At 39.3% G+C, this 25,752-nt stretch carries 22 protein-coding genes; 13 read left to right on the forward strand and 9 right to left on the reverse strand.

Features of this window, described 5'->3' with window-relative positions:
• Positions 1–49 precede the first annotated feature (49 nt).
• Positions 50–1,396, reverse strand: a complete 1,347-nt coding sequence (locus ACKWBX_RS07005) for an alpha/beta hydrolase family protein (protein ID WP_413967931.1) — start codon at positions 1,394–1,396, stop codon at positions 50–52.
• A 283-nt stretch (positions 1,397–1,679) separates the two neighbouring features.
• On the opposite strand from ACKWBX_RS07005, the gene ACKWBX_RS07010 reads away from it, so the two are divergent.
• The 11 genes from ACKWBX_RS07010 to ACKWBX_RS07060 all read left to right on the forward strand — a co-directional run bounded on the left by ACKWBX_RS07010 (position 1,680) and on the right by ACKWBX_RS07060 (position 13,575).
• Positions 1,680–2,201 (forward strand): DUF5004 domain-containing protein, encoded by a 522-nt coding sequence (locus ACKWBX_RS07010; RefSeq protein WP_413967932.1) that lies wholly within the window; start codon positions 1,680–1,682, stop codon positions 2,199–2,201.
• A gap of 197 nt (positions 2,202–2,398) precedes the next feature.
• Positions 2,399–3,919, forward strand: coding sequence for a leucine-rich repeat domain-containing protein (locus tag ACKWBX_RS07015; RefSeq protein ID WP_413967933.1), 1,521 nt, complete (start codon positions 2,399–2,401; stop codon positions 3,917–3,919).
• 94 nt (positions 3,920–4,013) lie between these two features.
• Positions 4,014–5,018, forward strand: coding sequence for a hypothetical protein (locus ACKWBX_RS07020; RefSeq protein WP_413967934.1), 1,005 nt, complete (start codon positions 4,014–4,016; stop codon positions 5,016–5,018).
• Complete coding sequence (locus ACKWBX_RS07025) at positions 5,011–6,162, forward strand: acyltransferase family protein (RefSeq protein WP_413967935.1); 1,152 nt, start codon at positions 5,011–5,013, stop codon at positions 6,160–6,162. The genes ACKWBX_RS07020 and ACKWBX_RS07025 overlap by 8 nt, the downstream gene beginning before the upstream one ends.
• A gap of 652 nt (positions 6,163–6,814) precedes the next feature.
• Positions 6,815–7,192, forward strand: a complete 378-nt coding sequence (locus ACKWBX_RS07030) for a DUF5018 domain-containing protein (RefSeq protein WP_413967936.1) — start codon at positions 6,815–6,817, stop codon at positions 7,190–7,192.
• A 161-nt stretch (positions 7,193–7,353) separates the two neighbouring features.
• Complete coding sequence (locus ACKWBX_RS07035; protein WP_413967937.1) at positions 7,354–7,806, forward strand: hypothetical protein; 453 nt, start codon at positions 7,354–7,356, stop codon at positions 7,804–7,806.
• 217 nt (positions 7,807–8,023) lie between these two features.
• Positions 8,024–9,091 (forward strand): hypothetical protein, encoded by a 1,068-nt coding sequence (locus ACKWBX_RS07040; RefSeq protein ID WP_413967938.1) that lies wholly within the window; start codon positions 8,024–8,026, stop codon positions 9,089–9,091.
• A gap of 257 nt (positions 9,092–9,348) precedes the next feature.
• Entirely contained in the window at positions 9,349–11,121 is a 1,773-nt protein-coding gene (locus ACKWBX_RS07045; RefSeq protein WP_413967939.1) for a serine hydrolase, read from the forward strand.
• 85 nt (positions 11,122–11,206) lie between these two features.
• Positions 11,207–11,950 carry an alpha/beta fold hydrolase gene (locus tag ACKWBX_RS07050; RefSeq protein WP_413967940.1) on the forward strand — a complete coding sequence of 248 codons (744 nt, stop codon included), beginning with the start codon at positions 11,207–11,209 and terminating at the stop codon, positions 11,948–11,950.
• Positions 11,951–11,978: 28 nt separating this feature from the next.
• A complete protein-coding gene (locus ACKWBX_RS07055) occupies positions 11,979–13,085 on the forward strand; it encodes an aspartyl protease family protein (RefSeq protein WP_413967941.1) in 1,107 nt (368 codons plus the stop codon).
• 118 nt (positions 13,086–13,203) lie between these two features.
• Positions 13,204–13,575 (forward strand): hypothetical protein, encoded by a 372-nt coding sequence (locus ACKWBX_RS07060; protein WP_413967942.1) that lies wholly within the window; start codon positions 13,204–13,206, stop codon positions 13,573–13,575.
• Positions 13,576–13,607: 32 nt separating this feature from the next.
• Here the strand turns inward: ACKWBX_RS07060 and ACKWBX_RS07065 are convergent, their stop codons facing one another.
• The gene (locus ACKWBX_RS07065; RefSeq protein ID WP_413967943.1) at positions 13,608–14,366 is read right to left on the reverse strand and encodes a hypothetical protein; all 759 of its coding nucleotides are present in this window, start codon (positions 14,364–14,366) and stop codon (positions 13,608–13,610) included.
• Between the two features lie 442 nt (positions 14,367–14,808).
• On the opposite strand from ACKWBX_RS07065, the gene ACKWBX_RS07070 reads away from it, so the two are divergent.
• Together ACKWBX_RS07070 and ACKWBX_RS07075 are read left to right on the forward strand one after the other, a co-directional pair.
• A complete protein-coding gene (locus ACKWBX_RS07070) occupies positions 14,809–15,906 on the forward strand; it encodes a serine hydrolase domain-containing protein (protein ID WP_413967944.1) in 1,098 nt (365 codons plus the stop codon).
• Positions 15,907–15,941: 35 nt separating this feature from the next.
• Entirely contained in the window at positions 15,942–16,859 is a 918-nt protein-coding gene (locus ACKWBX_RS07075) for an alpha/beta fold hydrolase (RefSeq protein WP_413967945.1), read from the forward strand.
• A gap of 31 nt (positions 16,860–16,890) precedes the next feature.
• Here ACKWBX_RS07075 and ACKWBX_RS07080 read toward each other — a convergent pair whose 3' ends face one another.
• From ACKWBX_RS07080 to ACKWBX_RS07110, 7 genes are all read right to left on the reverse strand, one after another.
• The gene (locus ACKWBX_RS07080) at positions 16,891–17,745 is read right to left on the reverse strand and encodes a DUF4249 domain-containing protein (protein ID WP_413967946.1); all 855 of its coding nucleotides are present in this window, start codon (positions 17,743–17,745) and stop codon (positions 16,891–16,893) included.
• Positions 17,746–17,747: 2 nt separating this feature from the next.
• Positions 17,748–20,144: a TonB-dependent receptor gene (locus tag ACKWBX_RS07085; RefSeq protein ID WP_413967947.1), complete on the reverse strand. Its 2,397-nt coding sequence runs from the start codon at positions 20,142–20,144 to the stop codon at positions 17,748–17,750.
• Positions 20,145–20,264: 120 nt separating this feature from the next.
• Complete coding sequence (locus tag ACKWBX_RS07090; protein WP_413967948.1) at positions 20,265–20,843, reverse strand: DinB family protein; 579 nt, start codon at positions 20,841–20,843, stop codon at positions 20,265–20,267.
• Positions 20,844–20,860: 17 nt separating this feature from the next.
• Positions 20,861–21,934: a serine hydrolase domain-containing protein gene (locus ACKWBX_RS07095; protein ID WP_413967949.1), complete on the reverse strand. Its 1,074-nt coding sequence runs from the start codon at positions 21,932–21,934 to the stop codon at positions 20,861–20,863.
• Between the two features lie 93 nt (positions 21,935–22,027).
• Positions 22,028–23,287, reverse strand: a complete 1,260-nt coding sequence (locus ACKWBX_RS07100) for a TolC family protein (protein WP_413967950.1) — start codon at positions 23,285–23,287, stop codon at positions 22,028–22,030.
• A gap of 320 nt (positions 23,288–23,607) precedes the next feature.
• Positions 23,608–24,435 (reverse strand): AraC family transcriptional regulator, encoded by an 828-nt coding sequence (locus ACKWBX_RS07105; protein WP_413967951.1) that lies wholly within the window; start codon positions 24,433–24,435, stop codon positions 23,608–23,610.
• 197 nt (positions 24,436–24,632) lie between these two features.
• Positions 24,633–25,562 carry a helix-turn-helix domain-containing protein gene (locus ACKWBX_RS07110; RefSeq protein ID WP_413967952.1) on the reverse strand — a complete coding sequence of 310 codons (930 nt, stop codon included), beginning with the start codon at positions 25,560–25,562 and terminating at the stop codon, positions 24,633–24,635.
• Positions 25,563–25,752: the final 190 nt, after the last annotated feature.

A 25,752-nucleotide genomic window follows, 5' to 3' on the forward strand; every position in this document is an offset into this window, starting at 1 on the left:
TTTTTTGGCACTAGAACAGAAACTGGTTAGTGCCGAATTAAAATCTCCATTATTTTATCCATTCCAACGATTGGTCCTTTACTTTTTGATAGTTTTTTCCATTTTTCAGATGAATATCAATAAAATCAAGTATCACGGATGATTTTAAAAGATGCCCCTTATGCTCGTCATAACTGTCAGTCTTCATAATCGGGAGCATAAAAGGGACATCCGTAAAATCCATGTGTCCCGCATTTCTAAACCTTACCCAGTGAAACCCGATGGTATTTCTATCGTGCAATCGATATACATTTTCAAGTTCCCATTGTTTGACCCTCCGATATAGCATGGCATCGGGCAATCCTTTTTCCTCAAGCGACTTATCCGATATATCCGGAGAAAAGGAACTCATATATAGGAAAGGAAGCTCTAGCTGTTCAATACTGGCGGTATTTAACGGCCCATCCATATTAACAATGGCTTGTATGCCTTGAACGTTAAAACTAGCATCGGTAGCCGTTGTTCCCCCAAGGGAGTGTCCCATCAGAGCAATTTTTTCAAAATTTATGTGATCGACTAAATTGTAATTTGAATTCGGAAGGTTCCCTAGAATAAATTCAATGTCTTGAACTTGATTCGGAACGACTTTGTCAATTAAATCCGTGATGAATGCTTTCTGGGCTACATATTCCAGGGTCATGGCATCCGATTTTTTTAGATTATAGTCGCTGAACGAAAAATCATGATCTAGAGCCAACACCACATAGCCCTCACCCGCGATTTCCCGTAACAAACCTGTGTTGTCTAAATGTGAACTTGCCGCGCCATGAGAGTATACGACCAGGGGAAATTTTATGGAATCGTTTAAGATTTCTGCATTGTTGTATGTTTCAGTTTCGACCCGGTTTAAATGTCCGAACACGAATCCTGGCATATCAAACAAACCGTCTAAGGTCTGTACTGGATTTTCGCTGTATACCCCATCTGGACTTCCTATTTTAGAGGTCGGGAACCAGAACTTCATATTGAGCTTTCTATTGGACCTTTTAGAGTCTTCAAGAGTAAAATTACTTGTGCCAACTGCATATCTAGAAGTTGTATCGGGTAAGTCAAATACTGGAACCAGTTTGGCGACGGCGCCAGATACCGCTAATAATAGCAAGCAAAAAATCAGAATGGTCTTTATATACCATTTCCGTTTTCTTAGAAAGTCATGATTGTAAAATAGAAGTATAAAAAAAGCCATTAAATAGGTAGGGTACATCTGCCATCTGATGCCTTCCAGGAAATAATGTGCTACTAACGTAACCAGGACAAATGCAGATACAATGCGTCTGTTGAGCAGCTTTTTACCGAACAAAGAAAGTAAGAGTAAAATGCCGATTTCTAGGATTAAAATAAATTCAAAATATCTCAAAATAATGTTATGCTTCGGTGGGATTACTTCTCAGGAGAAGGCAGCCCGTACAATGATTGATAAATAGGGCATCGCTCGTTGTCTTAAAGATTTGATTGTTAAGTGGTAAACTTTATCAAAAATAGAATCAGGGAAAAGATTTGACTTGTCAAAAAATCAAGTTTTTGTATACCTCCCAAAAAAAGATTTTTTGACAAACGTTTATACTAGTCTACATATAATTTTACTTCTCGTATAGCTTAGAAAATCAATAGTTAAAAAGAACAAAATATTCTTCACAATTATGAAAAAAAGACAATTGCTCATGAGCCTAGCCGCCTTTCTCAGCTTGTTATTGACTGGGTGCCTATCTGATGATAACGAGATTGTATGTATAGAGGATTTTGAAGGTGAATTAAAAGAAAACGAGACTGAGCTGGTAGGGCAGTGGATGCTTTCGGGAATTGTCTCAGAAAAAGAAGTCGATCTTACGGATGACGATGCGGATAATCCGATCAAGGATATCTTCGTCCAATACACCGATTGTCAAAATGATAGAATATATACGTTCGCTAACAATCGGAGGTATACTTTTATAAGAGGAGGCAATGATACCTTGGCCTGTAAAAATAAATCGGAATCCGATGGGACTTGGAGACTTTCGGGAAAAACACTCAGTTTTGTTACAGAATGCAACATTCGCAATATGAACATTGTCCTAAATAGGGAAGAATCGTTTTTCTCTGTATCGGATGATTTTGAGATTAAAGATGTGCAGGGAAAAGTTATCCGATCTGAAGTAACCTTTACTTATACTATGAAATAGTGCCACTTACTTGAATATTTAAGGAATGCCGGGAATATCGCAAACCAAATCAATATCTCAGTATTTTTTGCTCAAAATGTTTATCTCTATTCGCGGGGTTTGTGTCGGTTCGATAAAAAATGACTTTTTGACAAATGGTTAAGTCCAATCCGTTCTTATTTTTGGAGTTAATTTTTAGTAATCCAAATCTTACTACCATGAAAAAGTCAAATCTATTGATGTGCGTATGTCTTCTATTTTTTACCTTGATATCCTGTGATAAGGAAGACGACAATGAACCTGTAAAAAGTGATAAAAAAGCGATTACCGCTTTTTCTTTTCTTGCCAAAGACAATGATGTCCTATCCGCGGACAGTAAAGGCAGCATTGATCAAGATAAAAAAACAATAACTGTAGAACTGCCGGAAGGAACTTCAGTTACTGCATTAAGGCCTACTATAGCCATTTCCGAGAATGCCTCTGTAAATCCCGAAAATCAAAAAGTTACGGATTTTACAAGCCCTGTTGTGTACACCGTGACCGCGGAGGATGACACTACCGTTAAATACACCGTGACGGTAAACGTCAAGAAATCCGACGAAAAGCAGATTACATCGTTTGTATTCCCGGCGGCGGATAACGAGGGACTGTCCGAAGATGTTTCGGCAACAATCAATCAAGATGCTAGCACCATAAGCGGTGAACTTCCTTTCGGCACTAATCTTTCGGGACTCAAACCCACCATAACCGCATCAGATTTCGCAATGGTGGACCCGAAAAGCAAAACCGAAACGGACTTCTCAAGTCCGGTGGTCTACACAGTAACTGCTGCCAACGGAAGTACCCGGGCGTACACGGTAACCCTGACCGTAAATACCACGATTACCGATAGGGACGTGCTGATCGCTTGGTATAAGTTGAATCCGAACAATACCCTGTCTTGGGATTTTTCAAAAGAAATTGATGAGTGGGAGGGAATTACAGTAGAAAACGAAAGGGTAGTACGTGTGGCATTGCGGGACAACGGACTGTCGGTCATGACGCCTCTTATTAGCCATCTTTCTGAGCTTCGCACGCTTGAGCTGGTGGAACAGGGTATCACCTCATTACCCCCAGAAATCGGCAAACTCCAGAAACTTGAGGCTATGGACATGACCCACAATTCATTAACTTTTCTTCCAGAAGAGATAGGAGACCTGACCGTAATGAAACTTTTGCAATTCCATAACAACGATATCCAGCAATTACCAGCTTCCATAGGAAAGCTAAGTTTACTTATCGAACTTGACCTTACCTTCAATGATTTAAGGAGCTTGCCAACGGAGATTGGAAATCTCAAAAGCTTGTTGGTATTCTCCGTATATGGTAGCCGACAGTTAGAGGTAATCCCGAGTAGCATCGGCAATCTGACCGAGTTGTATTACTTAAGTTTTGGCTGGTGCAACATCGCGAGCATCCCAAAGGAAATAGGCAATCTGACCAAGCTGAACGAGTTGCGGGTCGATGAAAACCGCTTGACTCAAATCCCATCGGAACTTGGCAACCTTACCGCGGTTAAATCCTTAAAACTTCAAAAAAACCAGTTGACAGAGTTGCCCGAAGAATTGGGAATGCTCGCCAATTTAGTGGAGCTTAACATACAGGAAAACAACATAACTTTGATTCCAAAGGAAATTTGTGATCTTGACGTCGATCCGTTTACGCTCATAAAAGATCCTGAAGCGAAGTGTGAACCATAAACAACGGGTAATGAATCAAGCTCTTTGTCGCTTGTCGGCCGAGAGCTTGGTCATTATTTTTTAAATTTTTCAAAGAATTTGGTATTCAACTCCTATGGCCAAAAAGATAGTTACTATACCCATTTTACTTGTTCTGAATTTTGTTGTGGGGCAAAAGATGCTCAACAACTATATTTTTTTTAATATCGATAGACACCGGATTCAAGAAAGAAGTTTTCTACAATGTGACGCATGCGTTGGTGCACAACTGAAATATAGTTGGAAGGAACTGGAACCCATAAAGAACACCTATGATTTTTCTGAAATCGATAAAGATTTGGCCTTTTTGACCAAAAAAGGTAAAAAGCTTTTCATTCAAGTGCAGGATGTTAGTTTTGACACTTTAATTGTTAACGTACCGAATTATATTTTGAAAGACCCTATCTATAGCGGTGGTGTTGCCATTCAGTACCTTACCACCGAAAGTGATTCTATCATTCGACAAGATGGTTACGTAGCCCGTAGGTGGGACGATACTGTGGCACAACGTTTCTACAGATTGTTGCATGCCCTGGGCGAGCATTTCGATGGTAAGATCGAGGGAATTAACCTTCCCGAATCCATCGTTGGTTTTGGTGAGACCGGCAGACTGTATCCCGAAGGGTTTACCCCTGAACGATATGCAAATACCATCGCGACACAGATGAAAGTATTGCGAAAGGCTTTTCCGAACACTACGGTGATTCAATACGCCAACTATATGCCCGGTGAGTGGTTGCCCTGGGAAGATAAGGGTTATCTTGAAAGTCTCTATGAAACGGCAGCGCATCACGATGTTGGCATGGGAGGTCCCGATATCAAAATCTACAAAAAGTCTCAAATGAACCACAGTTATAAATTCCTAAAAGAATACTCTAATCTTATCAAGACCGGTATTGCTGTTCAATGGGGCAATTATGAGGAACCGAACCCTAAGACCGGCAAGCGGGTTCGGGTTGAGGAAATCTATAACTTCGGCGAAAATGAAATAGGTCTGGACTATATCTTCTGGTGTACCCAGGAGCCTTACTATTCCCAACATCTTTTGCCATTTTTAAAAGAACGGTCAGGGCATGATTGAAAGGCATGCAACGTACCGACCTCTAAAAAGAAATACCGCAATAGATATACTTCGGGGGTTCTGCATACTTGCGGTAATATTGTTGCACCTGAATATACAGGTCCCTTTCAAGGAAACCGCAATCGGGGAATGGTTGCCTAAACGATGGTACAATCTGTTTTTTTGGAGCGGTTTTTACGGAGTGATTATATTTTTCACGGTATCGGGGTATCTCATTACAGGTTCAGCGCTGCACAAATGGAAGTATCTGACCAAAGTCGATACGAAGCACTTCTATATCATGCGATTTGCACGTATAATGCCCCTTTTGTTGGCATTGTTGGTCGTTTTGGCAGCATTGCATCTCTGCAACGTGCCCAGTTTTACGATTCCCTCGGAAAAGGTGTCGCTCGGACGGGCGATTTTTGCGGCATTGACCTTTCATATCAATTGGCTCGAAATCAAGGTAGGTTATCTTCCCGCAAATTGGGACGTACTTTGGTCCATATCGATTGAGGAAGTATTTTATCTTTTCTTTCCGTTGCTGTGCTTGTTGGCACGGAAGGAATGGCATTTTGCAGTTTTGATAACGGTATTCCTTTTTATTTCGCCTTGGGCGAGGACGGGCATGATTCCCAATAACGAGTTGGGCGATCGTAATCACCTTGCATTTTTGGATGCCATTGCCATCGGCTGTTTGGTCGCAATGTTCGCCTATCGAATAAATTTCGGTAGAATATGGGCCAGAATTTTTGGCCTGTTGGGAAGCATACTGCTCGTGCTTACACTGTTTTATCGAGGTGAGGTTTATAGAGCGGGCTTGGTAGGTGTAGGTCTCAACATCACCCTCTTGGCCCTAGGTGTCGGCCTTGTTCTATTATGGATGCATTATCGGCTGTATTGCGGAAAACATAAAAGAAAATTTTGGTCTGGCGGCATTCGAAGTTTGGGAGCATTGAGTTATGAAATGTATCTGACACATATGTTTGTAGTGATTGCGGGGGTATCGCTGTTCAAGAAAATGGATCTTTCATCGGAATGGATATACGTGATGTACCTCACCGTGATTATCGGATCGGCACTTCTGGCAAAAGCTTTACACGTTTGGTTTACCGAGCCTGTCAATCGGTGGATACGGGCAAAGTATATAAAAAAGGAAGGATAGCTCGCCAACGAGAAGTTTGTATAAAAAATTGGCCTTTTCCTTTTTTGAAAGATATACCTTGGCCAAGCCAATATGAGGTGATTTTATCCCCTCTGTTTTTCGACATAATCAATGAAGCCCCGTAAGTCGTAGTTAAAAATTAAGGGTCGATCAAGTTTGGCGAAATACCCAGTGTTCTTAGTATTCTTCTCCTGAAAATCCTTGTAAAGTGCTGGTTTGGTCAAGGTGACTTCTACTTTTTTATTAATTGAGACATTCTTATTGCACATTTTCTTTTCCACGAAATTTTTACTTGCATTTATATTAGTAGGCGGAAGTCTAATATAGAATTCAATAGACCGCATAAAATCCATCTCAAGTTCTTTCCCAAGAAAGTTCGAGATAGAATTTTTTAAACAAATGAATTTTCGTCACGAAACGTCGATTGCTAAAACATAATCTAACGACTTCTGTCCATTCCATAACTTATAAAGTAACCTTTTGCCTAAGTTGGGAGGTTGTCAAAAAGTCCTTTTTCTGAAAGATAGAATAGGTTTCTTGACAAGAAGATATCTATTTCAAAATCTTGATTTTTTGACAACTGACGAGCTTCGACTTCAACTTAGTTTTACCCTGAAATTTATAATAAGTATTAACCTTAAAAAGAGTAAGTATGAAAAAGATGAGTATGTTATTAGCTGCATTGTTTTTGGTAGTTGTATCCTGTAGCGATGACGATGACGGCGACGATGTTAAAAAGAGCAGTGAAAAAGCGATTACCGCATTTACGTTCTTGGCGAAGGAGCACGATTCCTTATCCAAAGATGTTAAAGCGGTTATCAATAAAACTGCCAAAACGGTGAAGGCAGAATTGCCGAAGGGCATGTCATTGACCAAACTGAAACCGACCATCACCGTATCGAATAAGGCCTCGGTAAACCCGAAAAGTAAAACGGAAAAAGACTTTTCCAAGCCGGTTGTCTACACTGTTACGGCAGAAGATAAATCTACATCCAAATACACGGTGACCATTACCGTTGAGAAGGATTAGGATAGCCTCAAATGAAAAAATAAGTGCTTTCATAGTAATTGTTTTGGTTTGGTTAATTGAGTTGAAACGCCGTGCGGTTGCGCGGCGTTTTGAACATACCTACACCCAATAGGACGATTACAACCTACTGTATTCCCATGTTTAATTATTAGTATGCTGTTATGAAATTTTCAGGAACCAAAAATGTACTATTGCCTATAGCTTTCGAAGATTTAGGGTCAGGGAAAGATAGAATCCACCCAAATATCAAATTACTTGAAGAAGTAAATCTTAAGGAAAAACTTAGCATAAACAAGAAATTTTCGCCACGAGTAATTTGGCGTTTTTTCAATCCCATGATTCCAGATATCGCCGGTGATTACGAAGGTATCAATGGTGTTATAAAATTGTTTGAAGTACTCGATATTATAACACGGGGATCATTTGAATATATACCGGTCAGGACCATCACAGTAGGTAACGAATTGGTAATGATGCACGTAAAAAACCGTATGAATACCTATGCGAATCAGATTGAAATAGATACAATTTTGGTTTGGCGGATCGTCAATAAGAAAATAGTAGAGGTCTGGAATATACCATCCGTCTACAACGACCAAAATCCATCGCTTTAGAATTCTTCCTATGAGTAGGGGAGATTTGATTTCAAGCTTCTCCGTGGTTTCGAATATAGCTTCCTGAAAAACCCTCAGTTGCCTTTCTAAGTTACTTTGAAATCCCATAATCAATTGAAAATTTATGATCAAAAATTCTTTCAAAACGACTTTGCCCAGCAAGACTTTTCGGGACAGCTTAATATCATTTAGACAAGCTATAATCACCCTAGTCTTTATGATGGCACAGTTAATCGCTAACAGTCAGAAAGAACCGTATATCATTACTCTAGAACCAATACAATTAAAGGAGCAGGAGTTTTATGTCTCGGAAGTAGTCGATTTCAGGCGCTATAAAGGTAGCGTGGGAGTGGCCGTTAAGGGACTCTTTGATGCAGAGGTGCCGGCGAAATTCAGTGAAGATTTTGTAATCCACTTGACAAATACCCTTAATGTTTTATTGCCAAAAAATGAAACGCGCATCCCGCTGACCGTTCGGGTCAGAAAATTATTCGTGTCGGAGAGCATTTCAACATTTTACGAGCTTGGAAGATGCGAAGTGGTGTTGGAATTCCTACGGCTAAGGGATTCAAGATATTATTCATTGGGAACATTTTCGAGTGTTGTAGAAAAAAAGGGCTTGGATCTGACCGAAACGCATCATGAGAGAATCTCGGACGCCCTTACAGATTGTATTTATCAATTCTCAAAGTCCGATTGGAAAAATACCAATATGCGGTTTGGCCGGAGCAAACAAAAACCACACTTGTTTACCACTGGAAATCATTTAAAGAGGGGACTTTACCTGAGCTTCGAGAATATGGTGAGTAATTCCCCAGTCACGGATACTGAATACGACATCAAGAACATAAAGAGAACAAAGGATTTAGATAGGTATCAGATATATCGAAAGGGAACCAAAAAAAGAATTAAAAACCTTTTTGGTTTTTCTGATGGTAAATCGGTTTATATAAGTGCTTCAACCTTCATCAGTGCCCAGTACTTTCTTAAATCAAAAACGATGGGAAGGTATATTTACTTTGAAGATGAATTCACCTTACCGGGAATGGGATTGGCATTCGGATGGATAGGGGCGTTGGCTTCATTGGAAAATCGAGGTATAATACTGGACTCCGAATCGGGATTGACCACGATACTTACCCAAGAAAACATCGAATCATTGCTATCCGACCAACCAGAGCTACTGAAGGAATATAAAAAAAGTGACAAAAGTTTCGATGTGGTAAAAGAGATGATAATAAAATTGAACGCAATAAAAGCTGATGCATCAGCACTCGTTGATTGACCTGTAAACAGGCCTTTTATCATTCGCTCAGTTTCTAGCCTGTAGTGATCAGTATATCTTGTTCGTTACGAGGACTGGTTCGAAAAGAACATTTTAAAATAGGATTGTGGATACGTTCAAGAAAAAACGAATCCCCTTTGATTTCATCGAATGCATTATCCAAAGCTTTCAAAAAAAAGATTTTTTGACAAAGCCGATTTTACCTTACTACTTTACTTTGCATTTCTTTAATTAATTAAAAATCAGATTATTAATACATGGCACAAATAAAAAATTATTCTAAAGTTTTTAAAAACAACTCCTTTGCATATACGTTGACACTTCTCATATATTTTCTTGGGTCAATGGGCGATTCCCACGCACAGGAAATCATCTCGGAAGAGATTCAAAAAACTATCGGTACACGCATCGATAACGGTGTCAATACCGGGATAGTAATCGGGGTAATTGACGGTGAAAATGTTTCGTATTACAGCTATGGTGCTCGGTCTCTCAACGGTAACGAACCGGTCAACGAAAAATCGGTTTTTGAAATAGGTTCGATTTCAAAAACATTCACCGGTCTTTTATTGGCCGATATGGTATTAAAGAACGAGGTCAAACTAGATGACGAGCTTCAAAAATACCTACCCCAAGGAATAACGGCCCCTGTCCAAAATGGGGAAACCATTAAACTGGTTCACCTCGCCAATCACACATCCTCCCTTCCCCGTATGCCCGATAATTTTAGCCCTTCGAATCCTGATAATCCCTTTTCAGACTATTCAAAAGAGCGGCTTTACGAATTCTTGAATGGATATGAACCCCATAGGGACATCGGTTCGGAATATGAATATTCTAACTATGGAGTAGGATTGTTAGGGCATGTATTGGCATCAAGAAAAGGGAAAAGCTATGAAGAACTATTGTTAGAACGTATATCAAAACCTTTGGGGTTAAAAGAAACGAAAATCACGCTCTCGCCGAAGATGAGGAGAAAGCTTGCCGTTGGACACAGTATGGGAGTGGAAGTTTCAAATTGGGATTTCGAAACACTTGCTGGAGCGGGTGCCATTCGGTCTACGGCAATGGACATGGTTCAATTTTTAAAATTCAATATGGGTGTCGACGATAGTCCATTAGACGAAGCAATGCGACTTTCCCATACCAATTCGCGTAAAGAAGGAGCCAAGCCTATGGTAGGTCTGGGGTGGCATTTAATATCCGCAGACAACGATGAAGTAGTCTGGCATAATGGGGGTACGGGCGGTTATAGCACTTTTATCGGCTTTATAAAGGATGGTAAGAAAGGAGTGGTCGTCTTGTCGAACTCCAATGCTAGCATTGACGATATCGGTCTACATCTTCTGAATTCCAAATCTCCTTTGAAAGAAGTAAAACCATCCATTGTCATAAAAATAAAGAAGACGATAGATGCAGAAGGGATAGAAAAAGCAGTTGCTACTTATTGGGATTTAAAAAATAACAATGCGGAGGATTATAACTTTTCGGAAAATGAGCTAGAAAATCTGGCCTATAGCTATTTTACTTCGGATAAATTAAAGGAAGCCCTGGCCTTGACCAAATTGAATACTGAGGCCCATCCAACTTCTTCCAGTGCTTTCGCTAGTTACGCGGATGTATTACTAAAACAAGGCGATTCATTAAAGGCCATAGAAAACTATAAGAAAGCAATTGTCATACATCCTGATAACCAAAGGGCCATAAAGCAACTGGAAGAGTTGGGAATAAATACAGAAACCCAAGTAGGTGATATTAAAATCGATAATTCGATACTGGAAAGCTACGTGGGCCGGTATGAGCTGGCCCCGAGCTTTATCCTCTCGGTCAGAAAAGATGGAAACCAAATAAAAGCACAGGCAACGGGGCAGCCGGAATTTCCGATTTACCCCAAATCTGAAAACGTATTTTTTTTAAAAGTGGTAGAAGCCCAACTTACTTTTAATACCGATGAAAACGGCGAAGTAGCCAGTGTGACATTGCTCCAAGGGGGGCAAGAGATTACGGGAAAGAGAATAGAAAATAACTGATTATTGAAAACGACAGAAAATAACAAAACGTAATCGAATTATGAAGACATCCTCTGCATCCCTTAAAAACACTAAAATAAGATAATTGGCACATTATCAATATACGGAAAAGGGCGAAGGCCATACCCTTATTTTTCTTCACGGTATCATGGGCGGCCTGAGCAATTTTCAAAGTGCTGTCCGCCATTTTGAACTAAAAGGATATCGGGCAATCGTACCGGAGCTTCCCGTTTTGAACATGCCGATTTCGGAAGCCAACGTGGTCGGTCTTACCCATTACTTAAAGAATTTTATAGCTTACAAAAAACTGGATAGTTTTACGTTGATCGGAAATTCTGTGGGCGGCCATATTTCCCTCATGTATGCTAAGCTGTTTCCGGAAAAAGTAAAAGCTCTCGTACTGACCGGAAGTTCCGGGCTTTATGAGAGGTCTATGGGGCGAGGGTATCCCAAACGGGGCAACTATAACTACATCCAAAAACGCACGCAAGAGGTTTTTTTTGACCCCACCATGGCGACGAAGGAAATTGTCGATGACGTATTTGCAATGGTCAATGACAATTCAAAATTACTCCGCACATTGTCCCTAGCCAAAAGTGCGATTCGGCATAATGTGGCAGGTGATCTTCCTTATTTGGATATCCCGACCTGTATCATTTGGGGCAAAAACGATACGGTAACACCCGCTGCCGTTGCCTTGGAATTCAATGAACTAATGCCATTCTCGGAACTGTTCTGGATTGCTGAATGCGGCCATGCCCCAATGATGGAACACCCTGAAAAGTTCAACAATATTCTAGGAACTTGGCTGGAGACACAAAACTTATAGGCACAGAGGAAAAAATCACCATGGCGTTATGAATTTTCGGTTTGTCTTTTTACTTCTTTTTAGCATAGCAAGTTTATCCCTAAAATCTCAAGTAGCGGAGCTGCCGTTTAAAATCGATAATGGGCATATCATTATCAAAATCAAGGACGGTGGAGGCATACCAAGAAATTTTGTTTTCGATACCGGTTCCGAACCATCCGTCTTGGATATCAAAGTGGCCCGGAAAATGAAGCTCGAAGCCGACGGTGAAGTCGAGGTGACCGGTGGGGGAAGTAAAAAGTCTTTGGAATATGTTTCGAATCAAATGCTCTACCTCTCAAAAGATATCACGTTAAAAAGCATACATTTTATCTTATCCGATTTGTCACGGTTGAACCCAAAGTACGAAGGAATAATCGGTTACGACATGCTCAAGCGATATGTCGTTCAAATCGATTATACGTCACAGAAACTAGTGCTCTTCAGAAAGGCAAAGAGTCTAGACCTAGATGATTACGCGGCTATTCCTTTCAAATTCGATAACGACACCAAAATTCCTCAATTTGATATCTCCTTAACATTAGAAAATGGTAAACGCTTTAAAGGTCCTGTTCTTTTTGATACAGGAGCTGGTCTAACCCTCAGTGTATCGCAGAAATTCGTGAACAGCAACAAAATAATGGACCATCTGGGCAAAACTGCCAAATTTAGCGGGAAAGGATTACATAAACCTCTGGATTATGCAATAAGTACTATTGCCGGATTACAACTAAATCGCTTCTCCTTGGGAAAAATGACAATTCGTATCCCTGAAAGCGATTCCGGAGTTTTCAGTACGGGCAGCTATCTTGGAATATTGGGAAACAACGTCATCTCCAGATTCCACATCATCTTGGATTATAGAAAAAAGATGCTATATCTCAAACCCAATGCTCGTTTTGAAGATTCGTTTGAATTTCCTTCGGCGGGTATCGAGCTTAGAACAGTGGGTTCAGAAATTGTGGTGGGGAATATAATTTTAGAATCCGCTGCTTACGGTCTGGGATTAAGAAGGGGGGACAGAATTATTTCAGTCAATGGGAACAGCTCGAATAATGTGATGTATACAAAAAAACGTTATCACAAGTTGGCGATAAAGCCACCATTATCTTTTTAAGAAAACATGGAGCGCCCGAAAAGAAAATAGAATTTTTTGTGGAAAACTATTTATGATACCTATTATGAAAAAATTGACTCTTCTGTTGTGTGCCATCTGTGTAATATTGTCCTGCTCTATGAAAAAGGAGGTTAAATCTTCAAACTACCCTCAAAAATGGATGCTTGTGAAGATGACCGGGCAAATGGCCGATTCAGAAATTACGGGAGAAAATATGGCCTGGCAAGAATATTATCTTCTTGAATCAAGTGGTAAGTTTGTCAAATATCGAAACCAAAATGGAAAGAAGTCCAAAGGTATGGGGACATATAAAATAGTTGAAGAAAATGATGGAAATTATCTAGAGTTGGTCTACAATACCCATAATCCTATTATTGGTAGCTGTTCTATAGATCAAAAGGAAGTCTTGTGGTTTCAAGAAGAAAATAAACTACTAGGAACTTGGCAGGCATGTGACGGTCCGGGCTTGGAGTACAAACGCGTAAAGTAATTCGATAAAATTCAAGGGCTGCTTTTACAGCACTATTTTTTGGTTATTCCAATGCTATTGAACGTGTTGGAGTTCAGCAAATCCATTGAATTTCCAAGGGTATCCAATACTTCTAGCCGTGCGTTATCGGAATCGTCAACGTGAAGTTTAATACGCATCCGGCTTTTGGAATCATAAAGGAAGAGGCCTATATCACCGTTTTCCTCCCTGCCTAAAAACATTCGGTATTTGTTGATGTTTTCATCAATATATTTTTTGAATTTTAGGTATTCTTCCCTTTTACGTTTCTCGTCAAAAGACTGTGTTTTTTCAGCGAAATCCGCATATAGTTTTTCAACACGTACGGAGTCTGCCCGTTCCCTGAAAAACATACCGTACCATCGCTTCCAGCTATCGCCGTCTTTGTATTCGTCTTTCATGATGGCCATAATCTGGTCATTCTTTTGCTGGTCAAATGTTATTCCCGCGATATTTTCAGTATCGGTACCATCATAATAGATGCCACCAACCTCGTCTCCAACCCTGTTGAAAAAAATGATGCCCGGCAGATCTCTTTCGGAATCGGGATCGTTCACAACTCCGTTGGTTGTGGCCAAAGCCTGTCGCTCGGGATTGCTTAAAACCATGTAATGATTCTTGTCGGAACCTACCACATTCAATCGTTCCACGGTAAGTTCTGGAATGAAATTGATTTTCGGGGTTATTACATCCCTATACACGATATACAACAGCATTAGGAACAGTACCGTCGAGTTCAAGATTTTCAAATATGTTATTTTCGTTTTTTTCATTTCAAACTGAGTATTTCATAAAGCTGTTACTGGCTTTCATAGGATACAATCAAATGATATCGATGTTTTCCCTTACTAAAGTCATGTTGCCAAGTGGCTTAAATCTATTACGGTAGCAAACAATTCGTTTGTCAAAAAATCAATTTTTTCCCGACAGTACAAGTTCAACCTGTTTTATATGTTTATAAATCGATTCAGGTGAGTGTTCGGAAATCTCGGGCTAAGAAAATTTATATGTTGTGCTATTCTTCTTTTGGGTTTTTCTAACACGGCCATAATAAAAAAGACTTTTTGACAAACAGTATTTACGTATCTGAACCTATCTTGTCAGTTATGTGAATATTTTCCGAGGATGAAAACTATAATTTCAATTATACTAAGCTTGACTTTGGTTTCTTGCAAAACCGAATCAAAAAAGACAAATCATCAAGAGGGGCAAATTTTGAAACCTAATTCTTTAAGAATTGCCCAAATAGATAGCCTCATAAGAGGTTTGATAACCGAGAAAAAATCGGCAGGGGCCATTTTAGGAATTCAAGTTACCGATAATCACCCTGTAATAAAGACCTACGGTTTTGCAGATATTTCAATGAAGAAGGAAGTCGATAAGAACCATCAATTCAGGATAGCATCCATTACCAAGCCATTCACCGCTGTGGCGATTCTTAAGTTGGTTGAAGACAAAAAACTGGCTTTGGAAGATACCCTCGATAAATTCTTTCCGAACTTTCCTAACGGCAATGAAATAACTGTTTATCAGTTATTATCGCACACTTCTGGAATTCCCAACTGGTACGAGGCAAAAATGCCGAAAGAGACCCCTCCTGATTTTCCAATGTGTTTTTCCCGACAAAAGTTTATATCCAAAATGTCGCCGTCATCCTTGTTTCCACCGGGTACATTGTACAGTTATTCGAATACTGGCTATGTGCTTTTAGGAGAAATCATCGAGATGGTCTCGGGAATAACCTATGAAAATTATTTACAAGAAGCCATTTTTGAACCTTCAGGTATGACCGATACCGAAATGGAACGAGAGGGGAATGAATCCGAACAGTGGGTGATGGGATATGGTTACGATAGCACATTAGAGAATCCGTTCATACAACCCGAACAATATGCGATGCCGTTCTCTGCCGGTGGCCTTCGGTCAACGGCAATCGATTTATTGCGATTTATAGAAGCATTGAACGATGATAAGATAATAACAAAGGGACTAAGAAATAGCGCCATGTCTTATGCTAAGGTGAAAGATGGCAATGATGTGGACGAGGATAGATTTTATTTCCCCGAAGACTTCAAACGACCGGATCCGCCAAGTTGGATGCAGAAGTACGGATATGGATTGGGATTTGAAGTGATGCAAATCCATAACACCGAGGTCGTGTCGCATGGTGGTAGCATCGCAGGGTTCAGAACACTATTGATGTATATTCCCGAAAGTAGCGCCACGATGATACTTATGACCAATACTGGCAATCCGGGAGGATATTCGGATATTACAGTGGATTTACAACGTCTTGTTACTGAATTGGAATAGCACAAAAAACTTTGCCATATCCTCAGTCGAAAAACTTGAAGACTTCGGAACAAGCGGGGCTATCGAACCAATTAAAGGTAATCCATTCTTTGAGGAAAGCAATCCATATTAAAAACACCGCGCTAGGGAAAATCGAATATTCGATTCAGGGAAATGGGCAACCTATCCTATTCTTGCATGGTGGCCATTCAAATTGTAAAGAGTTTTTAATTCACAAGGGATTTGATCCAAAGGACTTCTGTTTAATAACCCCTTCACGACCTGGTTATGGAAATACGCCTCTTAAAGATAACTGTACTCCGAAAAGAGCCGCCGATTTGATGATAGCATTGCTCGATGAGTTACAATTGGATAGGGTAGTGGTCTATGCCGTTTCCGCTGCCGGTCCTACCGCTATCGCTTTGGCAGCAAACTATCCCGAAAGGGTTTTAAAGTTAGTTTTGGCTTCGGCCGTCACCAAAAAGTGGCTCAGTAAGAATGAACTGACCTACAAGATGGCCCAGTGGCTTTTTCACCCAAATTTACAAGGAATGACTTGGGGAATGATTCGGTTCTTTTCACGCTTGATGCCAAATACAATCGCAAAAAGCTTTTACCAACAGTTTACAAAGAACAAAGCCCACAAAATTTCAAAAGACGAGGTATCGGAATTATTGGCGACCCTAAGACACTATCGTTCCCAAAAAGGATTTCTATGTGATATCGACCACATCATAGAAAGTGTTGTTCTTTCGGAGATAAAAGCCCCCACCCTGATAATTCATAGCGAAAATGACAAAAGCGTTTCTTTCGATCATGCCCTTCATGCCCATAGGATGATTGGCAATGCCAGGCTTATTAAATTGAACAATGAATGGGGTCATTTGATTTGGATAGGGCAGGACTCGAGAAACAGCATTAAAGAAACGATTGATTTCATAAAAACAATAGCTCAAGACAGGTTCAATAAATAGAAGGAGAGAAATAACTCGAAAGACAAAAATCCTATTCAAAAGTATAGTCTTGACTATTGAACTCACTTAAGGCGAAATATCCGTATGGATAATTTTCCGGATTTGTAGAGTTATTACAGTTTCCTTTGACATTTACAGGAGGAATTACGAATGGGCCACCTTCGTCATCTTGGTCTTCAAGAATGTCAAGATAGTTATAAAACGCCTCGGAAATTCCGTAAAGAGTCACTTCAAATTGGTCGTCTTTAGAAAAATCATCTTCATCCTCTTCTTCGTAGAAATTTAAAATTTGATTACCATCTTGGAACTCATCACTAAAAACGAAGTTTTCAAAAATAATGGAAACTATCGCTCCCTCAGCTCTTCTGGTTCTACGGTAGTTTACCCTGTAGTAGTTTTCTACATTTTCCATATCTGTAAAAAAAACACTTATTTCGGGATTATCTTGGCTAAAGCCTTTGTCGGTACTCTGGTTCACCTCGTCGATTTCAGGTGCCGCTATTAATTGTTCAGAAGCCGTATAGGTTTCCCCGTCGTAGACCACAGTCAGGGTATATGACTCCCCGATTTCGGGCACAAAAGAGTCGGTGAAATAGTCTCCATCATTGGCCTCTTCAAAGGCAAATACATTTCCTTCAGAGTTTTCAACCCTAACGGTAGCACCGATAGCAGGGGTCAACCGACCCTCATAAAAGGGGGCCACTTTTTTTAACCTAATCCGTTGTTCTTGACCGGACGTTCCTTTCTCCCATTTTATAAGACCTTCAATGACCAATCGCTCTTTGGAAGAATCTAGATCAAGCTCGACGGTTTCTTCACAAGAAGTAGCATGCGTAAGAATAAAGGATAGTAAAAGATATAAAAGTAATCGTGCTAAATTTGTCATGCTTAAAATTTGAAATTATAGGTTACGGTAGGCATTATTCCGAAAATCCATGTTTTAATGGCTTCGTTTCGGTATATGGGTTCTTCATCGAGCGTAATCTGGCTGTTTCTAAACGAAATACTGGCAGCATTTTTTCTACCGTATAGGTTATAAAGCCCGAATACCCATTCGCCCTTCCATTTTCTGTTATCGTTACTTTTTGGGGTTAAAGTGGCAGATACATCTATCCTATGGTATGTGGGTAATCTTTGTTCATTTCTTCCCGTAAAAACGGGAACGAAGTATCCGTCAAAATCGTAGTAGCCCGAGGCATAGTTGGTAGGCCTTCCAGTCTGGAATATGAAATTGGACCCAAAGCTCCATTTATCGTTTAACACGTAATTACCAGTCAAAGAAATATCATGGGTTCTGTCATATGCGGTGTTATACCAATCGCCGTTGTTAATGCCAATTTCTTCGTCAGTTCTTCCTCTTACCCGTTGTTCAGACTTGCTCAATGTATAGCTTAGCCACCCTGTAAGACGTCCTGTATTTTTTTTGAGTAAGAGTTCAAGACCGTAGGCACGCGATTCGCCGGGCAATATTTCGGTCTCGATATTATTGTTGGCTATTAAATCAGCCCCATCGATATAGTCTAAACGATTATCGACAGTTTTGTAATAGCCTTCGATTTCCATAGTAAATTTATCGTCTTTAAAGTTTTTGAAATACCCTACACCATATTGGTCGGACCGTTGTGGTTCTATGAATTTTCCACTAGGGGCCCAAACATCCAAAGGGGTTGCTGCGCTTGTGTTGGATATAAGATGTATATACTGGTTCGTGCGCTGGTAGCTTGCTTTTACGGAAGAAGCGTTATCGAATACATAGGAAAGGGACAAGCGGGGTTCTAAATTGAAGAATGATTCAATGATTTCTCCGTCATCGAATGCCTGTTCCCCATTAGGCTTCGCACTTCGGTAAATATCAAAGCGAGAATCATAGATGACCGCTCTTTCGTTGGCGTATGTGTTGAGCATTTGGCCACCCAACCGGGCAAAAGATGATAGCCTAATCCCATATTGAATGGATAGGTTGGCCGCTAAATCCTGTTCCGCCCCGATATATAAGCTAGGTTCCAAAGCATATTTTTCATCCAGTTTTGCATCATTTATCCTTGAATTCTCCCCAGTAGACGTTACCTCTCCGGGATTGAAATTGAAATATCCGGCGCTTAGTCCAAAATTCAACTTTAGATTATTATTCAGATAATAGCGAAAATCGTATTTCAGGTCAAAGTTGGTGATTCCCGAATCCAGTTCAAGGCCATTTGATGAAAAGGATAGACCATAATCATAACTACTATAAATCAAGGATAAATTGGAGAACAATCGGGTTCCGAACAGATGATTCCATCGCAGATTAAAAGAGGTATTGCCATAACTATTTTTGAAATCCTCGGCGATGGTTAGGTTGTCCTTGCCAAAATATCCCGAGAGAAAAAGCTTGTTTTTACTATCCAGTTCATAGGAAAGCTTAGTGTTCAAATCGTAGAACGATGCCCTATTGGGCTCATCTGCCAACATTAAAAAGAGATTGGCATATGAGGTTCTACCGGCCACAAGAAAAGAACTCTTGTCTTTTTGCAATGGGCCTTCGACCATGAGTCTGCTTGAAATCAACCCGATACCCCCGTTCAGATGTAACTCTTTAGTGTTACCGTCCTTTTGGCGTACATCCAAGACCGACGAAATCCTACCCCCGAACCTTGCCGGAATACCCCCTTTGTACAACTTTATATCCTTGACCGCATCAGCGTTGAAGACTGAAAAGAAACCGAATAAATGTGAGGTGTTGTAAATAGTGGCTTCATCAAGAAGTACAAGGTTTTGATCGGCCGCACCGCCCCGAACATGAAACCCAGTAGAGCCTTCATTGGCATTATTGACTCCGGGCAATAAGGTTATGGTCTTCAGCAAATCGATTTCCCCAAAAACTACTGGAGCTTGCTTTATGGCTTTTGCGCTTAGCTTATTTACGCTCATTTGCGGAACCTTTATTTGGGATTTCGTATCATTGTCATCTGCCAAAACCACAACTTCGTCCAATTCCGTAGCTACCTCTTCCAGCTCTATATTTAGAGTAAGGTCTTCATTGAGTTCAACCTCTTTTTCATAGGTGTTGAATCCCATATAACTGAATAGCAATTTGTAGCTGCCGTGGGGTAAGGTGATGCTGTAGAAACCATATTCATTGGTAATGACTCCTCGGTTTTCGTTGTATACGGTGACGTTTACGCCAAAGAGTGTCTCCCCACTGGAACTATCGGTCAATTTTCCACTGATAGTACTTTCTTGGGCATAATTGTAGAAATTTCCAAGACACAGGAGAATAAGCATACCAAAAATCTGTCTTTTCATATAGCATTTGCGTAATTATCGTAGTCGCTAGGACCTAAATCTTTAAAACAGCTGCAAAGCTATTTGACAGTAGGGTGGATGACTTGTCAAAAAGTCTTTTTTAGGTGGAAGTATATTATACTATGTGAAGTCTAAATGTTGTGCTCCCTCGCCGGTCAAGTTTTTTTTCATGGTATTGGAAGCCTGCACGAGATGCCTTTCATTATGGTAAATAACTACCCTGAATATATCGCCCAATTTTAATTTAAGCCATTTGGCAATGCTTACAGGAACTCTGGCCTTGTTTAGATTAACACGTTTTGCAGATTCCAACAACTGCAATAATTTTTGTTGTTGAATAATGAATTCCTGTAGGATGTCCTTTGTCAATTTTTCCTCCGATGGATTTTTGCTTTTGAACGTTTTTATCTTTTTCATCTGCTCGCCTGGTAACATGCTCTCGGCAAAACGATTTCCAAGAAATCCACTTTTGAAATTGGTTTCGGCTGAATGTTTACTCTTTAGAATGCTTTTTTCTATTTCAGGTAGGTAAAAAATACCATATAGGTTAAGATGCTCGATACATTGTAAGGCACTCCAGCTATCTCGATTTTTTCGCCAATTGAGTTCTTCGAGGGAATTTTTACGTAATCTTGTCGCAAAATCCAAGTTTTTCTTGGTCAGTGCTATTAAATCGTTCAATAATTCCTCAGATTTCATGGTCATGTTCTTTGTATTTACAGGTTATCAAGAATTTCAGGTATGATTTCTTGAAAAAAGACATTGTTGTAGTGCTTCCCGCTGCAATTAGTAAAAACATTTATCGACGTTTTTTTCTTGGGATCATAAAACATAAACGACTGATATTTTAATGTGCTTCCGGCGTGGCCGATATATTCTTTTCCGCGGTAATTTAATTTCATGATGCCGAATCCATAAGAATTGATGCTTCCATCCCCTATGGGAATTGACATCGGATTCATGGGAATCCAGCTTCTCATTTTTGATATTGTTTCATCTTTTAAGATGTTCTTTTTAACAAAGAACCCTTGAAGGAATGCGTTGATTTCTTTCGGAGTACCAAATGCACCACCATCGTAGCCATAATTTTCTCGCCAACCGGAGACGTTGGAACTTGCTTTATCATCAGTTGCATAAAAGGCTTGTAACCCTAGATTCGCATTGCCCAAGTTGAGGTTTGATAGACCGTGGTTTTTAAAAAAATCATTGAAAGCCATAGTATATGGTTTGGAAAGTACTTTTTCCACGACCCCCTGCAAAATCAGATAGTTCGAATTGCTGTACATGTAACGCCCCCTATTTCTAAGAACTTTTTTTATATAACTGAATTTTTTGTTAAAATCCTTGGGCCCACCTCCATTGACCACAGCTTCTCTCCAATCCGAATGCGCTGTGTAGTCCGAGAGTCCACTAGTGTGGTTGAGCAAGTTACCTATCGTTATACTATTTCCATCATCGATCTCGACCAGTTCTTCAACATAATCGACTGCCATATCTTCCAGATTAAGTTGCCCTTTTTCTATCAATTTGAAGACTAGAGCTGCCGAAAGAAATTTTGTTGTACTACCTATTCCGTATATAGTTTGTTTTTCCGTATCCGGATGGTGATAGTCCACTTTCAAAACATCATCTTCAGTCTCAACATAAACAGCCAGCGATGGAATGTTGCCTCTTTTGGCGATTCTGATAATTTTCTTTTCCAAATTAGATAATTGAATGGGTGCCTCTTCTGCACCCTTTTCGCAAGACGAAAGAAGTATAAGGTTGGCTAAAAGGATGATTAAATGCATTTTTGAAACTTTTACTTTCTGAAATAATATCTCGTTTAAAGATGATATATGTGTTTGTTGATAAAATTGAACCCTCATTATCATGATTTAAAGCTATCCAAGGGAATAACCATAATAAAATTCAAGAATCTTCAACCTAAGAATATACTCATATTTGGTTTGGATAAGTAGTGCCTCTGCCTCATCGACCCTTACTTTCGATTGAATAAAATCGAAGGTATTCATCATTCCCGTATTAAACCTCTGAATAGAATACTCATGGGCCAAACGACGTGCTTCCAAAGTTCTCAAAGCCGCTTCATAGCTTTTCGAAAAAGTGGAAACATCTACATAAGATCGGTAAATATCGGCCTCCAGTTCCATTAAGGTTCTTTTGTAAGCAACTTCTGCCAGCGCATGTTCTATTTTTGCCCTTTTGATATTGTTATTAATTGTGAAGCGGTTGAAAATAGGGAAGTCCAAATCGGCACGTATCTGTATACCATCGTTTAAGTACAGTTGGTCAAAAAAATCAAACCTCAAGCCCGTTCTGATATCAAAAAACAAGTCTGAATAGCGGGTGTCATACTCGAACACCCCTGTCAAGGTTGGATAACGTGCTCCCCTTGCTATATCGAGATTTTTATCGGCCAGTTCAACACCAAGCTGAGAGAATTTCACATCATTTCTGTGAATGGTGGCTTTGTGAAAAATATCGTTTGCCGAATTGGACATGATGTTATTGGAGGGTATCTCTTGAAGATTATTCTTAATTTCAAAATCCTCAGGGTTCTCGACTCTTAAAAGTTGGGCAAGGTTCAATTTTGAAATTGACACCATATTTTCTCCTTCAATTATTTGCTGCCCTTGATCTGCCAAAGTAGCTTCTATCTCTAATAAATCCCCTTTGGGAACTACCCCTGCTAAAACCAGTTCTTCTGTTATTTCAACTTCTTGTTCAGTAGCAGCGTATTGCGCCTTTAGTGCCCTTAATGATTCTTTATTGGATAGTACCTGAACAAAGGCATTTGCAACATTGAGACGAATGTCATCCTTTAGATCTTCTAACCGATACTGTTCGGAAACTTTGTTAAGCCGAGCCCTAGCGATAGCATTGTAGTTTCTAAGGCCATCGAACAGGGTAATCGAAGAAGTAAGATTTCCGGAACCGGTCAAAAGTGGCTCGGTAACCACATTATTGGTTATTGGATCAAAACTCAGTCCCCTTCTCTTGGTTACGTCTATAGTAGTTTCAAGGCTTGGAAAAAGTGCGCCGATGGCATTGGACTTTTCAATATCGACTTCCGAAACATCCAACTCAAGTTGTTTAATGGAAAGGTTGTTTTCCAAAGCGAATATGATACAGTCGTTCAAACTCCATTTTTGGGTTTGACTGAACACAGAGGAGTATGCAAGGATAAAAATTGCAATGGTTAATTTTAACTTAGTGCTACAAAATGGCATAATGTATTTTTAAATTCGACCATCCCGCGCCTGTAAATTTTTTAAGTAATAAGAACGGGAGCGCTTATGCCGAAAATAGAATACGCCAGTATAGAAGCATTTGTCAAAAAGTCAATATTTACCGAAATGTATTCGGAAAACGTAAATTGAACCATCGCGGTATCAAGTAAATCTAGGGTAGATTAACGATATTGACCGACTCGGAGTTACAGAGACGAGTTCGCAGAAGATTAATTTAAATGTTGGAAATGTGAGGGAGGCCGCCCATAGGCTTTTTTAAAGACTTTGCTGAAAACCGAAAGATCACTGAAACCCAATGAATCGGATACTTCGCTGACCGAAAGGTTTCCATTCTGGACTAATTCTTTGGCTTTTGCAACTTTTATTCTGTTCATATATTGATGCGGTGTTCTACCAAAAGCTTTTTTAAAGGAATCGAATAAATGAAATTTTGATAAAGAGGAAGTTTTTGATAATTCGTCGATGGATATGGCCTCACCCAAATTGTCATGAATGTATTCATAGGCGACTAATAGCCTTTTCAATGTTTCCTCTTTTGTAGAAAGTTTTTTTGCCTCAATTTTATCGGTAATCTTATATCCAATTTTTTGTTCCCTATACAACGATTGTAACAATTCTATCGTCAATTCATCAGCACTCGTGAGTTCAAAATCTCTTTGGCCGGATAGATTATAAATCTGCTGAAGTAATATACCAGTTGAATAGTATTGGGCATTCAAAGAATTTTCGAGAAAAAACGAATCTTCTTGAATTTCCCCAAAAGGATTATCAAGCAACTTCAAAGCTTCTTGTTGTAGATAATAGTTGCACTCGCTGATCAGTTTATTTGTAATATCAAAGCTTAGAACATCTAAATATTCATGTTTATCGTTAATATACTCCAGTCCCTCATTGGGATTTAAAATAACAAAATGACCAGATTTGACTTTTATTTGATTTGGGTTCGAAACAAACACTCCGCTACCGTTTTTAAAATAGAGTACTATCAGGCCATTTCTATAAAATTTATGATGATCTAAATGAACTTCATATCGCATCAAAAAATTTTTGTGCGGATTGTACTCGGGAGGAATCCTATACTCTCTTTTCTCGAAGTGGTTGTAAAATCTATTTTTATACCTTAAAGTCATTTGTCAATTTTAGTTTCAATCTTTCCTTTTAAAATAGCTTTAGTCCTATCTCTGCAGCGAGTTAGTGCTGCGAACCATTATATTAAATATTGCGGATTTACATATCAGTTCATATAATATGAAGGCGGGTGGCCATACACTTTTTTAAATACTTTGCTAAATACGCTCAAATCACTAAACCCAAGTGAATCGGACACCTCAGATATAGATAGCTTCCCTGTTTTTACAAGTTCTTTGGCTTTAGATACCTTTAATCTATTGATATATTGATGGGGAGTTTTTCCAAAGGCCATTTTGAAGGAATTATAAAGGTGAAATTTGGATAGGGATGAAACGAAAGACAATTGTTCAATAGAAATATGGGTTCCTACATTGTCATGTATGTATTCGTATGCAAGAAGTAGCCTTCTGAACGTTTCCTTTTTTGTCACTGATTTTTTAGCCTGTATTTCTTTCTCGATTTTATTCCCCAATTTTTGTTCTCTATAAATTGATTGCAATATCTCGATGGTCAGTTCATCAGGGCAAGTCAGTTTGAAATCATCTTGATTTGACAACCCATATATGAATTGAAGTAGCTGCCCAGAAGCGTAATGCTTTGCCTTTAAAGGGCTCTCAATAAAAAAAGTGTCGTGACTAGTTTCGCCTAAAGGATCGCTTAATATTTTTTCATTTTCTTCTTGCAAATAGAAATTGCATTGGCTTATCAAACTATTGGATATACCGAAACTCAATACATCTATGTAATCGTTTCGTTCATTAATAAATTCCCACCCGTCATTGGGATTAAGTATCAAGAAATCTTCATCCCTGACCTTCAATCTTCTGTCTTTAAGCATAAGTTCACCACTGCCCTGTTTAAAATAGCGTATGGTCAAACTATTTTGATGAAAATTAAAGTAAGGAATTCTCGCTTTGTATCTTAATAATAAATTTTCCTCACTTTTATAATTAGTGGGGAAATCCTCAACTTTGGCTTTATAACTTTGGTTTTCAAAATGGTTGTAAAAAAGATTTTTATATATATGGGGCATTGGCTTTCTTTTTGTAACAAGTCTACCAACGTTAATAATAGTTACTATTTTTAACATTATTCTAACTTATAGCATCCTTGTATTAGCGATTTAGTTTTTAAACAGTTATTCAAGATTTTGATTTATGAGAAAATCACACCATTTAATACAAGCATATCATAAAGATTCAAGAATCTAAAACTGGTTGCGT

Origin of the sequence: Maribacter algae, from assembly GCF_047345745.1 — a bacterium.
Lineage (GTDB): Bacteria > Bacteroidota > Bacteroidia > Flavobacteriales > Flavobacteriaceae > Maribacter.